This window comes from Arthrobacter sp. K5 (assembly GCF_040448525.1).
GTDB classification, from domain to species: domain Bacteria; phylum Actinomycetota; class Actinomycetes; order Actinomycetales; family Micrococcaceae; genus Arthrobacter; species Arthrobacter globiformis.
Window position 1 is genome coordinate 2,590,681 of record NZ_CP159279.1, and the last position, 14,465, is coordinate 2,605,145.

General features: G+C 67.2%; 12 protein-coding genes. 9 read left to right on the forward strand and 3 right to left on the reverse strand.

The window, feature by feature from the left end:
- Window positions 1–34: 34 nt before the first annotated feature.
- Complete coding sequence (clpB, locus tag ABRP34_RS11760) at window positions 35–2,692, reverse strand: ATP-dependent chaperone ClpB (protein ID WP_353710330.1); 2,658 nt, start codon at window positions 2,690–2,692, stop codon at window positions 35–37.
- Between the two features lie 229 nt (window positions 2,693–2,921).
- On the opposite strand from clpB, the gene ABRP34_RS11765 reads away from it, so the two are divergent.
- The gene (locus ABRP34_RS11765; protein ID WP_003803047.1) at window positions 2,922–3,257 is read left to right on the forward strand and encodes a YciI family protein; all 336 of its coding nucleotides are present in this window, start codon (window positions 2,922–2,924) and stop codon (window positions 3,255–3,257) included.
- A gap of 3 nt (window positions 3,258–3,260) precedes the next feature.
- On the opposite strand, the gene ABRP34_RS11770 is transcribed toward ABRP34_RS11765, so the two are convergent.
- Window positions 3,261–4,079 carry a trypsin-like serine protease gene (locus ABRP34_RS11770; RefSeq protein WP_353710331.1) on the reverse strand — a complete coding sequence of 273 codons (819 nt, stop codon included), beginning with the start codon at window positions 4,077–4,079 and terminating at the stop codon, window positions 3,261–3,263.
- 245 nt (window positions 4,080–4,324) lie between these two features.
- On the opposite strand from ABRP34_RS11770, the gene ABRP34_RS11775 reads away from it, so the two are divergent.
- Window positions 4,325–5,470, forward strand: coding sequence for a metallophosphoesterase (locus tag ABRP34_RS11775; protein ID WP_353710332.1), 1,146 nt, complete (start codon window positions 4,325–4,327; stop codon window positions 5,468–5,470).
- Between the two features lie 22 nt (window positions 5,471–5,492).
- Here ABRP34_RS11775 and ABRP34_RS11780 read toward each other — a convergent pair whose 3' ends face one another.
- Complete coding sequence (locus ABRP34_RS11780; protein ID WP_353710333.1) at window positions 5,493–6,221, reverse strand: glycoside hydrolase family 16 protein; 729 nt, start codon at window positions 6,219–6,221, stop codon at window positions 5,493–5,495.
- Between ABRP34_RS11780 and ABRP34_RS11785 the strand changes: the two genes are divergently transcribed.
- From ABRP34_RS11785 to ABRP34_RS11815, 7 genes are all read left to right on the forward strand, one after another.
- Window positions 6,214–6,621 (forward strand): hypothetical protein, encoded by a 408-nt coding sequence (locus tag ABRP34_RS11785; RefSeq protein ID WP_353710334.1) that lies wholly within the window; start codon window positions 6,214–6,216, stop codon window positions 6,619–6,621. The genes ABRP34_RS11780 and ABRP34_RS11785 overlap by 8 nt on opposite strands.
- A 248-nt stretch (window positions 6,622–6,869) precedes the next feature.
- The gene (locus ABRP34_RS11790; RefSeq protein ID WP_003803055.1) at window positions 6,870–7,721 is read left to right on the forward strand and encodes a glycosyltransferase family 2 protein; all 852 of its coding nucleotides are present in this window, start codon (window positions 6,870–6,872) and stop codon (window positions 7,719–7,721) included.
- A 1-nt stretch (window position 7,722) separates the two neighbouring features.
- On the forward strand, window positions 7,723–8,721 hold the full coding sequence (locus ABRP34_RS11795; protein WP_353710335.1) for a glycosyltransferase: 999 nt from the start codon (window positions 7,723–7,725) through the stop codon (window positions 8,719–8,721).
- Window positions 8,722–8,782: 61 nt separating this feature from the next.
- A complete protein-coding gene (locus ABRP34_RS11800; RefSeq protein WP_353710336.1) occupies window positions 8,783–9,883 on the forward strand; it encodes a hypothetical protein in 1,101 nt (366 codons plus the stop codon).
- A 13-nt stretch (window positions 9,884–9,896) separates the two neighbouring features.
- A complete protein-coding gene (locus tag ABRP34_RS11805) occupies window positions 9,897–12,005 on the forward strand; it encodes a glycosyltransferase (RefSeq protein ID WP_353710337.1) in 2,109 nt (702 codons plus the stop codon).
- Window positions 12,002–14,032 (forward strand): hypothetical protein, encoded by a 2,031-nt coding sequence (locus ABRP34_RS11810; protein WP_353710338.1) that lies wholly within the window; start codon window positions 12,002–12,004, stop codon window positions 14,030–14,032. The genes ABRP34_RS11805 and ABRP34_RS11810 overlap by 4 nt, the downstream gene beginning before the upstream one ends.
- Window positions 14,022–14,429, forward strand: coding sequence for a hypothetical protein (locus ABRP34_RS11815; protein ID WP_353710339.1), 408 nt, complete (start codon window positions 14,022–14,024; stop codon window positions 14,427–14,429). The genes ABRP34_RS11810 and ABRP34_RS11815 overlap by 11 nt, the downstream gene beginning before the upstream one ends.
- Window positions 14,430–14,465 lie beyond the last annotated feature (36 nt).

Here is a 14,465-nt window from a genome sequence, read left to right on the forward strand (position 1 = left end):
GTCGGGTTAGTCGCGTCCCGATAGCCCCGTCCCGTTAGCCCCGGCGGCGGACCGTGAGCCCGCTGCCCAGGGGCGCACCGCCGTCGGGCCCGGAGAGAGCTTCCAGGCCTTCGACGGTGAGTTCCCCAAGGTCCGCGGCAGTATCCACCAGGACCGTGTCGCCGTCGGAGATTTCACCGGCCAGGATGGCCTTGGCGAGCCGGTCGCCGATTTCGCGCTGCACGAGGCGTCGCAGCGGCCGGGCGCCGTATGCCGGGTCGAAGCCTGACATTGCCAGCCACGAGCGGGCACCTTCGGTGACCTCGAGCGAGAGCCGCCGCTCGTGCAGGCGCTTGGTCAGCTCCGCCACCTGCAGCTCGACGATGCGGGAAAGCTCCTCGACGGACAGCGGATCGAACAGCACCACCTCGTCCAGCCGGTTCAGGAACTCGGGCTTGAAGGAGGCGTTCACCGTGGCCATCACGGCATTGCGCTTGGCGTTCGCATCCAGCGTCGGGTCAACGAGGAACTGGCTGCCCAGATTCGACGTGAGCACCAGGATCACGTTGCGGAAGTCCACGGTGCGGCCCTGGCCATCGGTGAGGCGGCCGTCGTCGAGCACCTGCAGCAGGATGTCGAACACCTCGGGGTGGGCCTTCTCCACCTCGTCCAGCAGCACCACGGAGTACGGCCGGCGGCGGACGGCCTCGGTGAGCTGGCCGCCCTCCTCGTAGCCGACGTAGCCGGGAGGCGCGCCGACGAGGCGCGCCACGGAGTGCTTCTCGCTGTACTCGGACATGTCGATCCGCACCATGGCGCGTTCGTCGTCGAACAGGAAGTCCGCGAGCGCCTTGGCGAGCTCGGTTTTGCCGACGCCGGTAGGGCCGAGGAACAGGAAGGAACCAGTGGGCCGGTTGGGGTCGCTGATGCCGGCCCGGGCGCGGCGCACGGCGTCGGATACGGCGGTAACGGCCTTGGACTGGCCGATCAGCCGCTTGCCGAGTTCCTCTTCCATGTGCAGCAGCTTCTGGCTTTCACCCTGGAGCATCCGGCCGGCGGGGATGCCGGTCCACGCCGCGATGACCTCGGCGATGTCGTTGGCGGTGACATCCTCCGCCACCATCAGCGCGGACTTGTCGGCGACGGCGGCCTCGGCCTCGGCGGCGGCGTTCAGCTCGCGTTCCAGTGCCGGAATTTCGCCGTAGAGGATCCGGGAGGCTGTCTCCAGGTCACCTTCGCGCTGCGCCTTGTCTGCCGTGGACCGCAGCTCATCCAGTTTTGCTTTCAGGTCTCCCACGCGGTTCAGGCCGGCCTTCTCGGCCTCCCAACGGGCGTTCAGGCCTGCCAGCTGCTCCTTCTTGTCCGCCATGTCAGCCCGCAGGGCGGCGAGGCGCTCCACGGACGCGGCGTCCGTCTCGCCCTGCAGGGCGAGCTCCTCCATGGTGAGCCGGTCGACGGCGCGCCGCAGCTGGTCGATCTCCTCCGGGGCGGAGTCAATCTCCATGCGCAGCCGGGAGGCGGCCTCGTCCACGAGGTCGATCGCCTTGTCCGGCAGTTGCCGCCCGGAAATGTAGCGGTTGGAGAGCGTCGCGGCAGCCACCAGCGCGGAGTCGGCGATGGCAACCTTATGGTGGGCCTCGTACCGCTCCTTCAGGCCGCGGAGGATGCCGATGGTGTCGTCCACGCTGGGCTCCCCGACGTACACCTGCTGGAAGCGGCGCTCCAGGGCGGGGTCCTTCTCGATGTTCTCGCGGTACTCGTCGAGGGTGGTGGCGCCGATCAGCCGCAGCTCACCCCTGGCCAGCATGGGCTTGAGCATGTTGCCGGCGTCCATGGCACTCTCGCCGCTGGCCCCGGCTCCCACCACGGTGTGCAGCTCATCGATGAACGTGACGATCCGGCCTTCGGAGTTCTTGATCTCCTCAAGGACGGCCTTGAGGCGCTCCTCAAATTCGCCGCGGTACTTGGCGCCGGCCACCATGGAGGCCAGGTCAAGGGCGATCAGGGTCTTGCCGCGAAGGCTTTCCGGCACGTCGCCGGCCACCATCCGCTGCGCCAGGCCCTCGACGACGGCGGTCTTGCCGACGCCCGGTTCGCCGATCAGCACGGGGTTGTTCTTGGTCCGGCGGCTGAGCACCTGCACGACGCGCCGGATTTCACTGTCACGGCCAATGACCGGATCAAGCTTCCCCGAACGCGCCACCGCCGTGAGGTCGGTGCCGAACTTCTCCAGGGCCTGGAAGGTGTTTTCGGGATCGGGCGTGTTGACCTTGCGGTCGCCGCGGACACCCGGAAGGGCCGCCGCCAGCGCCTCATGGGACGCGCCGGCGTCGCGCAGCAGCCTGCCCACGCCGTCGCTTCCGGCCGAGAGCCCCAGCAGCAGGTGCTCGGTGGAGACAAAGGAATCACCCAGCTTGTCTGCCTCGTTTTGGGCGTTCTGGATTGCCTGCAGGGAAGGTCGGGACAGCTGGGCCTGCTGGACCGAGCTTCCGGACGTGGCGGGCAGTGCCTTGATGGCGGTACTGGCCTGCACGCTGACAGCATCCGGGTCCGCGCCCGTGGCGCGGAGGAGTGCGACGGCGACACCTTCCCTTTGATCCATCAGCGCCTTGAGCAGGTGGGCGGGTTCCACCTGCGGGTTTCCGGCCGTGGAGGCGTTCATGGCCGCAGCCGAAAGAGCCTCCTGGCTCTTGGTGGTGAATTTGACGTCCAAAGAGAGCTCCTTTCGAAGACGGTTTAGCTAAGTTGAGTCTACTACGCTCAACTTTGCTTTTCAGGTCTTCACGGCCAAGTTTTCCCACAGCGAAATGCCCACTGGTGGTGCGGCGAATTTTTTCCGTGAACGGTGGCTCTTGAACTGTATCCCCGCAGGCCGAATCCCCCTAGGATCGGACCTGTGGCTGCGAGGGTCACACCCCACGTCTCCAGAGACAGGACCGGCAATGAAGAAGTTTGTAGTTCTTTACAACGCACCGCAGTCGGCACAATCCCAGATGGCGGAGAGTTCCCCCGAGGCCGCGCAGGAGGGCATGAAGGCGTGGATGGAGTGGGCGTCCCGGGCCGGCAATGGCATCGTGGACATGGGCCAGCCCCTGGGCGCCGGCAAGGAAGTCAGCCAGTCGGGCACCTCGGACACGACCACCAGCGTGGGTGGATACGGCATCCTGCAGGCCGAGGACATGGACGGAGCCCTGGCCCTGCTCGAGGGGCACCCGCACCTCATGATGCCCGGTGCCAGCATCCAGGTGTACGAGACCCTGGACTTGCCCGGGATGTAACTCCTACGAGCCCTGGACTCCCGAGACGCTGGTGATCCAGGCGAGGTTGCGGACCACGGAGGCGTGGTCGTTGTAGTAGCCGGTGTAATTCGCAGGATTCCGCGCCGGCAGGATGTCCGACGTGGACAGGACCCCTGCAAGTTTGCCGTTCACGATCAGCGGCCCGCCCGAGTCGCCACTGAGCGGGTGGCCGCTCTCCGACCGCGTCCGGACCGACGGACCGCCATAGTTGTCCACGCCCTGCCAGACCACCGAGACGCCCGCCGCCTTGAGGTAGTAGGACATGGCGCCGGACCCCTCGGACTGGTCGCCCCAACCGTAGACCGTTGCGGATGTTCCGGTGACAGGAAAGGAACTGGACAGGCCCACATAGGAGCCGTAGTAGGGCGTGGACAGCTTCAGCAGCAGGACATCCCCGGCCGGTGCCGCATAGCGCGCGGCAACCGAACGGACCGCACCGCCGGTTCCGAGGTAGCTGGTGCCCAGCCGGACCGACCTCAGGCTGGTGGAGTTGCAGTGCTTGGCGGTGATGACCCAGCTCGCGGCGACCTGGCTGCCGGTGCACCCCACGTTGACACCTGCGGAGTCGTAGGAAACTTGCGCCACAAAGGGGGCGGCTGAAACTGTGGTGGTACCGCCGCCAGCGATGTCCCTGCTGAACGTGCCGTCACCGGAGGGGGCCGGCACTTCTTTGGCCGGGGCAACTCCTTGCGCCGGGGCCGCTTCTTCGACAGGGGCGGCCTGAGCCGGCGGGCCGCAAAGAACGGGAGCCAGCAGCGCCGCGCTGGCCGCGGCCGTGGCCAGGATTTTCGCGATCTTCAACGTGAGGCTCCTTAGCGTTTGGTGCGAGGGGTGCGAGAGGTCCGACTCGAGCCTACGTTCATTGACAGAATTTGTCATATTCATTACAAGAAGTGTCACTATCATTCCACGCCGGGATTGGTTTATTGCATGCCGGGAACGGCGTATGGCCCGGCGGCGCTGCGGGCATTACCCTGAGGGCCTAGCAGTAGATACCGTTCCCCCAGCCTGGCGGCACCAGGCTCGGTTCCGTGATGTGAGGGATCATGCCTGGACTGTCGAAACAGCGGAGATGGTCCGGCGTGGCTCCGGCCGTGCTCTCACTGGCGCTGCTGCTAACTGCCTGCCAACAGGGTCCGCCCCCGCCGCCGTCGGAAACGCCGGTTCCGCCCGGCACGTCCGGACCGCCGGCAACCGCGGCGCCCGGCCCGGAAGGGTCATCCTCCCCCGCCGGGCCCTCCTCGCCGACAAAGACCACCCCCTCCACATCGCCCGCCGCCGTCCAGTTCACGGCCCAGGGCGACATCGGGCTGAGCACGGGGGCACGCAAGGTGCTTGACACCATCAGCGGCCTCCGTCCCGAGCTGAACCTTGCGCTCGGGGATTTCTCCTACGAGGCGGGGCGCGAGCAGGAATTCTGCGACATGGTCACCGGCAAGCTGGGCGGGGACTTTCCCTACCAGGTGGTCACGGGAAACCACGAAAGCGACGGCCACGACGGCGACATCGCCAACATCGTCAACTGCCTGCCCAACAAACTGCCAGGACTGACAGGCGAGTACGGAATCCAGTGGTACGCCGACTACCCGGAACGGGACCCGCTGGTGCGCTTCATCATGGTGTCCCCCGGCATCAAGTTCCACGACGGAAACACCCTGGACTACTCCAGGGGCAGCGAGCGCTGGCTGTGGACAGCGGCCGCCCTTGACGGCGCCAGGTCCAGGAAGATCCCGTGGACCGTCGTCGGCATGCACACCCCCTGCCTCAGCGTGGGCAAGTACGACTGCCAGGCCGGGCGCGATTTCACCAACCTTCTCATCGACAGGAAGGCGGATCTGGTGCTGTCCGGCCACGACCACAATTACCAGCGGAGCCATCAGCTGGGCCGCGGCCAGGGTTGCCCGGCGCTGGTGCCGGACACCTTCTCCGGCGGCTGCCTCGCCGACCCGGACAACGCCATGGTCCAGGGCGCCGGAACCGTGTTCGCCACCGTGGGAACCGGCGGGGTGGGGCTCTATGAGGTCAACGACCAGGATCCCGAATCCCCCTACTTTGCTGCCTGGTCCGGGAAGAACCGCGACGCCGCCCTCGGCACCCTGGACGTAACGGCCACCGCTGACCGGCTCTCAGCGCGGTTCGTTCCGGCGGCCGACTACACGTTTACGGACAGCTTCGAGATCAAACGGAAGTAGCAGCGCCGCCGAACCGGCGTCCCTACACCCGCTTCCAGATGGCAATCCAGTCCAGGTAGACGTGCCCCGCCGTGTCCGGCTTGGGGCAGCCAAACAGGCAGGCTTCAGTCTGGAGAATGTAGTGCATCGCGATATTCGGCGTCCGCGAAGTTCCCGCCCCGAGCGAGCGGCCGTCGAGGAAAAACTCGACTTTGCCCGGGCTCCACTCCATGGTGGCCACGTGCCACTGGGTGAAGGTGGTGTCGGAGTAGAAGATATCGGTGGCGTAGGGGTCGTTGCCCATCTTGTGAACGGCACCGTAGAACTTCGTGGAGAGGTCCCCCTCGGGGAAGTCGAGTTCGCCGTCCCGGGGCCAGATCCCGCTGTCCGGCCACAGCAGCCAGGCCGTCTTGAAGCCGCGCAACGGATCGGCCTTGAACCGTACCGAGAACCTTCCGTAGAGGAGACTGTTGGCCCGGTGCGGGTTTGTACTGCTGTTCGGAATTTTGGGGGTGGGCGCGGCCCCCATTGACACACCGTTCTCCGTGTGCAGATACCAGTCCAGCATGCCGTTCTTCACGCTGAGCACCTTGGACGGGTAATAGCCCGACTTCGCTCCCCGCTGCCCTGCCGTGTCCGGGGTGCCGTCCACATAACCGGCGCTCCACTTCGCAGCGTAGGCAGGGCCCGGAAATCCGCCAATGGGCACGTCTCCCTGGTTGAAGTCCTCCCGGAACACCTGTTTCCACCCGGGCAGGTCACCTGTGGGCAACTGGTGCAGCTTAGGGTCCGCTGCCGGCACCTTCTGGGTCAGGGGCTTTGGCGGGGTCGGCGCCACCGGGGCCGCTGTTGAGGGCGGTGCGGCTGCGGATGGCCCCGCCACCGGCGCCGCGGCCCGGGTTGGCTCCGGACGGGATGACGGCGGCGGGGCGGGCCTGGCAGCCTTCGCCGCCGGAGACGAAGACGCAGGGAAGGAAGACGCAGGGGGTCCGGCCGCTGACGCAGCGCCCGTTTCTGCCGCCGACGGTTCGGCGGCGGGCAGCGGGTCCGGCGGAAGCCGCTGCGCTTCCGTAGCCACCGTCCCGTACACCGTCAGCGCCGCCACCGCCACGACCACAGCCAGCCGCCCGGGGAACCGGGGCAAAGTGCGGCGCCCACGGTGCCTGCCGTGAGCTGAGTTAACCATGGGGCAAGTGTGACACCGGAGACTAATCGCATCCAAGGATTCCTCGACCCCCAAAACTGGGGTCGGTGCAAGGCATCCCAAGCTTTTTCCAAGTTGCCCGGCCGAACATGATCCGAGGGGGAGTGCAAGCAAGTTGCCAGTACCGCAGCAGCAGGCGCTTCGATTTTCCCGTATCCACCGGGGAGGCTGCTCGGGCGGGGCATAGGCATACGACTCCGATGAGTGGTGAGGCTAGTGACCATCCCCATACAAGTTTCAACTGTTCGTGCATCAAATGCGGTACCGGTACCCCTGGCCTCCATCAGTGTGGTGATTCCCACCCTCAATGAGGCCATGAACCTCCCGTGGGTCCTTCGGCGCATGCCCTCGTATGTGGACGAGGTGGTGATCGTCGACGGCCGTTCCCTGGACAGCACCGTCGACGTGGCCAGGGCATTGCGCCTGGACGTCGTGGTGGTCTCCGAGCCCCAGGCCGGCAAGGGCTTCGCAGTAAGGGCCGGGCTGGCCGCGGCATCCGGAGACATCATCGTCATGCTGGATGCTGACGGGAGCATGGATCCGCAGGAAATCGGCTGGTTCATCTCGCCGCTCCAGCATGAATTCGACTTCGTCAAGGGCTCCCGGTACGTCACGGGCGGAGGCTCCGAGGACATCACCCTGCTCCGCAGCGCCGGTAACCGCAGCCTGACCCGCCTGGCCAACCTTGTCCTGCACAGCAACTATTCGGATCTCTGCTACGGCTACATCGCCATGCGGCGGGAGTGCCTCCAGATCCTCGAGCTTCAGTCTGAGGGGTTCGAGATTGAAACCGAGCTGATCGTCCGTGCCTCCCGGGCGGGCCTGCGGATCGCCGAGGTGCCCAGCAACGAACTGACCCGGATTTCCGGCAACTCCAACCTTCATACCTTCCGCGACGGGTGGCGGGTACTGCGGACCCTGGCCCGTGAATGCGTGGGCTGGGAAGCACCCACGGCCGGCGCCCGGCCAGAGTCGCTCAGGCGCGTGAAATACAGGTACCCCAGCATAACCCTCCCCCACATTCCGACGGATCCGGCAACCGTCCTTGGCCTGATAGCGGGTGATTAAGGTGAACCACACTGAAGGGCTCCCGGCTGTTTCGGTGGTGATCTGCTCCTACACGGAAGACCGGTGGGACAGGCTGATGGCCGCCGTCGAATCCGTCCGCGCCCAAACGGTACGGCCGCAGCAGACGATCGTGGTGGTCGACTACAACGTGGATCTCTACAAGCGGCTCATCTTTACCGTCGATGATGTTGTGATCCTGGAGAACACCGGCCCCAAAGGCCTCTCCGGAGCACGGAACACGGGGGCCGCGGCGGCGACTGCCGGCGTCGTTGCCTTCCTCGATGACGATGCGGTGGCGGCCCCGGACTGGCTGGAGAGGCTGAGGGCCCTCTACGACGACCCGGACGTGCTGGCCGTGGGCGGACGCGTCGTGCCGGAATGGGAAACGAGCCGGCCGGCCTATTTCGGCGAGGAGCTGGACTGGATTATCGGCTGCACGCACCGCGGCATGCCCAAGGTGGCGGCCGAGGTGCGCAACGTCATCGGCGCCAACATGTCCTTCCGTTCCCAGGTCCTCCAGGTGGTGGGAGGCTTCAACACTGCCCTCGGACGCCAGAACTCGCTGCCCCTGGGTTGCGAGGAGACGGAAATCTGCATCAGGGCGGCCATCGGTTCGCCCGGTGGGCGCGTGGTGTACGAACCGGCGGCGCTGGTGAACCATTTCGTTCCCGCCCAGCGGGGCACGCTGAGCTACATGCTGCGGCGCGCCTGGTCTGAGGGGATATCCAAAGCCCTGGTCAGCAAGATCGTCGGCCACAAGCGCGCCCTGGGGCCCGAGCGCCGGTACGTCCGCAGCGTGCTGCCGCGTGCCGTGGCGGCGGGGATAGCAGGCACGATCCGGGGAACGGATCCTGCCGGCCTGCGACGCGCAATAGCCACGGTCGCCGTGCTGGCCGTAACTACCTGCGGGTACGTCCGGGGACGCCGCCTGCCCCTTGATCCGGCGGACGCGGGTCTCGCGCCGCACGAGCCACACGCCAGCTGGAGGGAAGTCAAATGATCCGGATGTACCCGCAGTACACCCCTGTCCGTAACGCCGATACCGCTGGAGGGTACGGGGCATGAGCCAGTCCGAAAAAGACGTTCTGCGGGGTTCACTCCCGTCCACCGGCACCAGCTTCGATATCCACGGCCTCGTGGGCATCGATGTTGCTCCCGATACCCCCGGCGAAGCGCAGCTGCGGGACATGCTCGCTCCGTTCCTGGGACCGTCGCGGGCACCGCTCCGGCTGAACGTCAGCGCGGAAATAGAGGAGGTGGCGGAACAGTCGCACGCCGAGGACGCCTACCGGTTCACGCCGGACTCGCTCTACATCCCCGCGGACCGCGTCCAGGTCCAGGAAACCCGCGACGGCTACTCCGTCCGGGGCCGTGGCGAGCTCCTGACGGCCGTCATCCCTCTGCTGGACCGGCTCTGCATCAGGCAGAACGCCGCCATGATCCACGCGGCGGTGGTTGACTTCCGCGGCTCGGGGGTCCTCCTTCCCGCCTGGGGCGGCGTGGGTAAGACCAGCACGGTCGCGAAGCTCGTAGCCATGCCCGGCGTGCGGTTCATGGCCGACGACTGGGCCTTCCTGGATGCCGACGGCATGCTCATGGGCTACGCGAAGCCGATGTTCCTCAAGCCGCACCACCGCAGGATCTACCCCGAGGTGTTCAGCGGTACCCGCAAGCCCCTCGCCCCGGGCTGGCTCACGAACACGGTGGCCCACCTCGCCACAGCCGTCCATCCGGTGATCGTCCGCTACCCGAAGACCGCCGCCTTCACGCGCCGCTGGTCCCCGGAGCACCGGATGGTCCATCCGGAGCTGGTCTTCGGGCAGGAGGGCATCTCGTCGGCGGCACTCACCCGGCTGGCCATCTTCCTCGAACGCTATGACGGGTCCGAAGCCCGGCTGGAGACGCGAACCCGCGAATGGATGACTTCCCGCATCGTCGGGAACTTCCATTCGGAGCTGCCGGTGGTGTCACGGCGGCTGATCGAGGCACTGGGTGCCACCGGGCTCGTTCCACTGGAGGAATTCTTCAGCCAGAAGGCGGCAGTGGTACGCCGGGCCTTGGACGACGTGCCCTGCTCCCTGCTCCGGATTCCCGCCTCATGGTCCGCAGACCGGACGTCCGACTACGTTGCCGGCCTGATCAGCTCCAAGCTGGAGGAGTGACGTGGGGGCCCACGTGAGTGACCTCGAGGTGTCCGTGGTGGTTCCTGCGCGGAATGCAGCCCGTTGGCTGGGCGAATGCCTGGAATCCATCCGCGCCGAAAAACCACGGGAGATCATCGTGGTTGACGGCTGTTCCACGGACAACACGGTGGAGATCGCACGGTCCATGGGCGCCCGCGTCATCTCGGACGAGGGCCGCGGGCTGCCGGCAGCGCGGATGCTCGGCGTCAAGAACGCCCGCTCCGACCTCGTTGCCCTGATCGATTCCGATGTCGTCCTGCCGCCGGGCGCCCTGGGCGGGCTCCTGGACGAATTTAAGGCCTGCGGCTACGACGGACTGCAGTTCGGCCTGGTCAGCGAAGCGGACGGACCCGGGTACTGGGGCGCGGCCCTGGCCTGGCACCACATCCACAGCCGGGTCCGTTCGTGGTTCGGCGTGTGCGCCACCCTCATGTTCCGAAAAGTCCTGCTGTCCGTGGCGTTCGATGACACCTTCCGCTCAGGTGAGGACATCGAGCTCAGGATAAGGCTCGAAGACGCCGGCTACCGGCTTGGCGTTTCCAGCACCACCGCGGTGCGGCACAGGTTCATGGACTCGTTCGACGCCGCCCGCGACCAGTGGCTCCAGGACGGCGCCGGGCTGGCCCGCACCGTTCGCAAACACCCCGGCCGTGCCGGATGGCTGGTGCTGCTGCCGCTGCTGGCGACCATCCGCGGCGTCGGCATGTCACTGCTGCATGCGCCCCGGTTCCTGGCGTACTGGGCCTGTTTCCTGGTGTACAACTACAGGTCGATGTTCGGCGAACTTATGCGTCCGCCCGGCACCGGACTGTCCGTGGGCGGGAACGCGGCCTGGCTGACCGCCGCCCGGGTGGCCCCGATGGCCGCCGGTTTCCTGTTCTGGGCGCTGGCGGCGATCATGCTGCCGCCAGCACAGCTCGGCATGGGTTCCGCCGTCGTGGCCGCAGCGCTCCTGACCGTGCAGCTGGGGATGTTGGGAGTGGGGCCGGCCACCCTGACCCTGCTCCCCGAACAGTCCGACGGCGGCCGCAGGCTAGTTGCCAGCAGCCTCCTCACCGTCGGGGTTTCCACCGTGATTTTGTCCGGTGCCGTGGCAGCGGTGACCTACTCGCTGGGATCCGGTGTGGGCCTGGCCTGGAACGATCCCGTCCTGACCGGGTTGTTCGCCGCCACGGCCGTGTTTGCCGCGGCCGCGTACCAGCTGGACCATGTGGGCGTGGCGCAGGAACGCTCCGACCGCGCCCTGGTGAGGAGCCTTGCCCAGAGCGTGGTGCAGCTGGCCGTGCTGGCCCTTGCCCTCGCCGGCGGAATCCGGGAAGTGGCAGTGGTGGTCGGAGCGGTGGCCGCCGGAGCCCTGGCCAGCGTGGTCCTCGGGCTCCGCCAACTCCAGCGCGCCAAGGTGTCACCCGACTGGAAGCTCGGGCTCCGTGTCGGACCGGCCCTGCGGCTGCTGAAGCCCGGCCTGCCGAACCATGCGCTGATGCTCGCCGACCGCGCGCCCGGCTACCTCCTGCCGTTGATCGTGGCCGCCGTCCTCGGCCCGGCCGCAACGGCGTCCTGGTACATGGTGTGGATGATGGCGTCAGCGATCTTCTTTGTGCCCCAGTCCGCCGGGCTCTCGCTGCAGACCGCGCTGGCCGGCGGCAGGTCACGTCCCGGGCTGGTCTCGTCTGCGCTCAAGGCCAGCCTCGGCGTCACGCTGGCCGCCGCTGTGCTGCTGCTGGCCGCCGGCCCCTTCCTTCTTGGTTTCCTTGGCCCGGAGTATGCCGCGGCCGCCATATTGCTTCCCGTCCTGGTGCCGGCCCTGCTGCTGGCCTGCGTCACCCAGGTCTACTTCGGCCTGTGCCGTGCCCGGGGCCGGCTCGCCGAAGCGACGTCGGTGGCGGTGTCCGCAGCCGTCCTCATCGTGGCCCCGGCCGCCTTCGCCGCCCAACAGTTCGGCCTCACCGGCGTCTCGGCCCTCTGGTCCGCCGCCCAGGCCGCCGCAGCCCTGGTGGCCGTCTGGCGCCTCAGGATGCTGACCACCGCCATGCCCGCCGCTGAACCGGTCCAGGTTGCATCAGCGGTCCTTAACCAGCCGACCGAATTCGAGAAGCCATGACACCTGAACCCACCTCCACAGCACCGGCAGCGCCACCGTCACCTGCCCCACCGACGCCGGCGCCGCCCTCGCATGCCCCGCACCGGCACGCCGAGCCGAAGCACGGCGAAACACAGCACGGCAGCGGCCACCACGACGCTAAACACAGTGATACCAAACACGGTGACACCAAGCACGGCGGGCACGCCGAAATCAAGCACAGCGGTGCCAGGCGCGGCGGGGCTGAACCGCCCGCCGTCGTCCGTCATGGCCCCACGCCGCCTTGGAAACTGGTGGCACTGGCTGCTTTGGCAGCCACTGCCCTGGCCCTCGGAATCTGGAGCCTGCTGAGTGTGGATACGGCACGGATTGGCGGGACAGGGCTCGTGGAGGCGGTGCCGCCGGCCTTCTTCGTAGCCATCTTCCTCAGCCTGACCGGGTTCGTGGCAACGCTTAACCTGCGCCGACACACCCCGGTGCTGCTGGCCACCCAGGTACTGGTCCTCGTGGTGATCCTGCACGCCGCCGACCCCATCGTCCACGGCCTGCCCCGGCTGACGGCCAGTTACCGGCACCTTGGCGTCGCCGACTACATTGCCAGCTCCGGGCAGCTGGACACGAGCCTCGACGCCTACTTCAACTGGCCCGGATTCTTTTCTTTTCTGGGGCTGCTGTCCGGCGCCACCGGCGTCGGGGACCTGATGGGCATCGCCACGTGGGCACCCCTTGGAATGAACCTGCTGCTGCTGGCGCCACTCCTGGCCCTGGCCAGGCGGCTTACCTCCCACCCCCGGCAGGCATGGGCCGGCGTGTGGCTCTTCTACCTGGCCAGCTGGGTGGGGCAGGACTACCTCGCGCCGCAGGCCTACGCCTTCCTGCTCCTGGTCACGCTGGTCGCATGCCTTCTGAGCGCCTTCAGCGGCTGGGCCTGGCCCACCGGAAGCAACCGCTTCACGAGGTTCCTGGCCCACCACGTGACCAAGCTTGATCCGACCGTCCCGCACCAGGGCATGTCCAGCCCTCCGCCGGTGGATACCGCAATCCTGCTGGTCATCAGCGCCGGACTCCTCGTGGCCATGACGGCCTCGCACCAGCTCACACCCTTCGCGGCCATCCCGATCCTCACCGTGTTCCTCCTGAGCGGCCGGCTCCGGATGCCGTCACTGCCGATCCTTGCCGTGGTGCTGTCGTCCGGGTGGCTCGTGTTTGTGGCGAGCGACTTCTTCGACGGCCACCTGACCCAGCTGTTCGGATCGTTCGGCGACGTCGAGGGCCACACCCTCGGGGTCGTGACGCAGAGGGTTGGCGGCAGCGACCCCCACGTGCTGGTGGTTTACACCCGGCTCGCCGAAGTGGCCCTGGTTTGGCTTCTGGCCGCGCTCGGGGCTTTCATGGCGCACCGGCGGCGCACAGCCTGGCTTACCGCGGCGCTCGGGGCACTTGCTCCACTCACCCTCATTCCCGGCCAGCCCTACGGCGGCGAACTGCTGCTCCGCCTGTACCTGTTCAGCCTGCCGTTCGCCGCTTGCCTCGCCGTACTGACGCTCCTGCCGGACCGTCCCGGCGGTCCCGGCTGGCGCCGTGCGTTTGCGCTGCTGGTGATGGGATCGGTCCTGGCATCCGCCACCGTGGTCAGCCGGTACGGCAACGACAGCATGGAGAAGTTCACGCCAGACGAAATCTCACTGGTCAACCAGCTCTACGCCACGGCGCCGGATGGATCGGTCCTCATTGAGGTGGTGCACGACACTCCGTGGAAGTTCCAGAAGTATGCAGACTACGACTACCGTGCCCTGCTGCTGGCCGAACCGAGGCCCGGCGCAGGACCGCTGTCCTGCGATCCGGCCGACAGGATCGCCCAGCAGTCAGGTGCCTACCTGATCGTAACGACAAGCCAGAAGCGGGCCGCGGACCTGCTCGAAACAACACCCCCCGGGGATATTGACCGTTTCATCGCCACCTGCGGCAGTTCGCCGGGCTGGTCGAAGCTGTTTGAGAACGCCGGTGGCGTGGTCTTCCACATTCAAGGAGCAGGCAATGGCAATTGATCGTAAACACATCGCATGGGTGGTGGCCGCCGTCGCCGTCGCCGCTGTGCCGCTGTCATTTTTCGGTCCGGAGGGACTGCGGATGCTGGTCATCGGCCTCCTGATGCTCGCCGGGCCGGGAACGGCCCTGGTGCTCTACATTCGGCTCGGCTCCGCGGGCACCGACGACGCCGACGGTGCCGGCGCCCACCGCTCGGCAGCGCAGAGCACCCTTCCGCTGGCCATCTCCATCGCCGTGGCATCAAGCCTGGCCCTGTCCACGATCGTGGCCACGGCCATGGTCTTTGCCCGGATGTGGTCCCCGCCGGTGGCAGTGCTCGTACTGTCGCTCATCACCCTCCTCCTGCTGGCCCTCGGAGCCAAGCGGTTCCCGGTCTCTGCGGCGGGTGCGTCATGATCATCTTCTTGACTGGTCTTGCCACCGTCGTGGCGG

Bases quoted from the DNA above. Each gene is read 5' to 3' on its own strand.
- ABRP34_RS11810 (WP_353710338.1), top strand. From the start codon at position 12,002: ATGACACCTGAACCCACCTCCACAGCACCGGCAGCGCCACCGTCACCT.
- ABRP34_RS11800 (WP_353710336.1), top strand. From the start codon at position 8,783: ATGAGCCAGTCCGAAAAAGACGTTCTGCGGGGTTCACTCCCGTCCACC.
- ABRP34_RS11765 (WP_003803047.1), top strand. From the start codon at position 2,922: ATGAAGAAGTTTGTAGTTCTTTACAACGCACCGCAGTCGGCACAATCC.
- ABRP34_RS11815 (WP_353710339.1), top strand. From the start codon at position 14,022: ATGGCAATTGATCGTAAACACATCGCATGGGTGGTGGCCGCCGTCGCC.
- ABRP34_RS11775 (WP_353710332.1), top strand. From the start codon at position 4,325: ATGCCTGGACTGTCGAAACAGCGGAGATGGTCCGGCGTGGCTCCGGCC.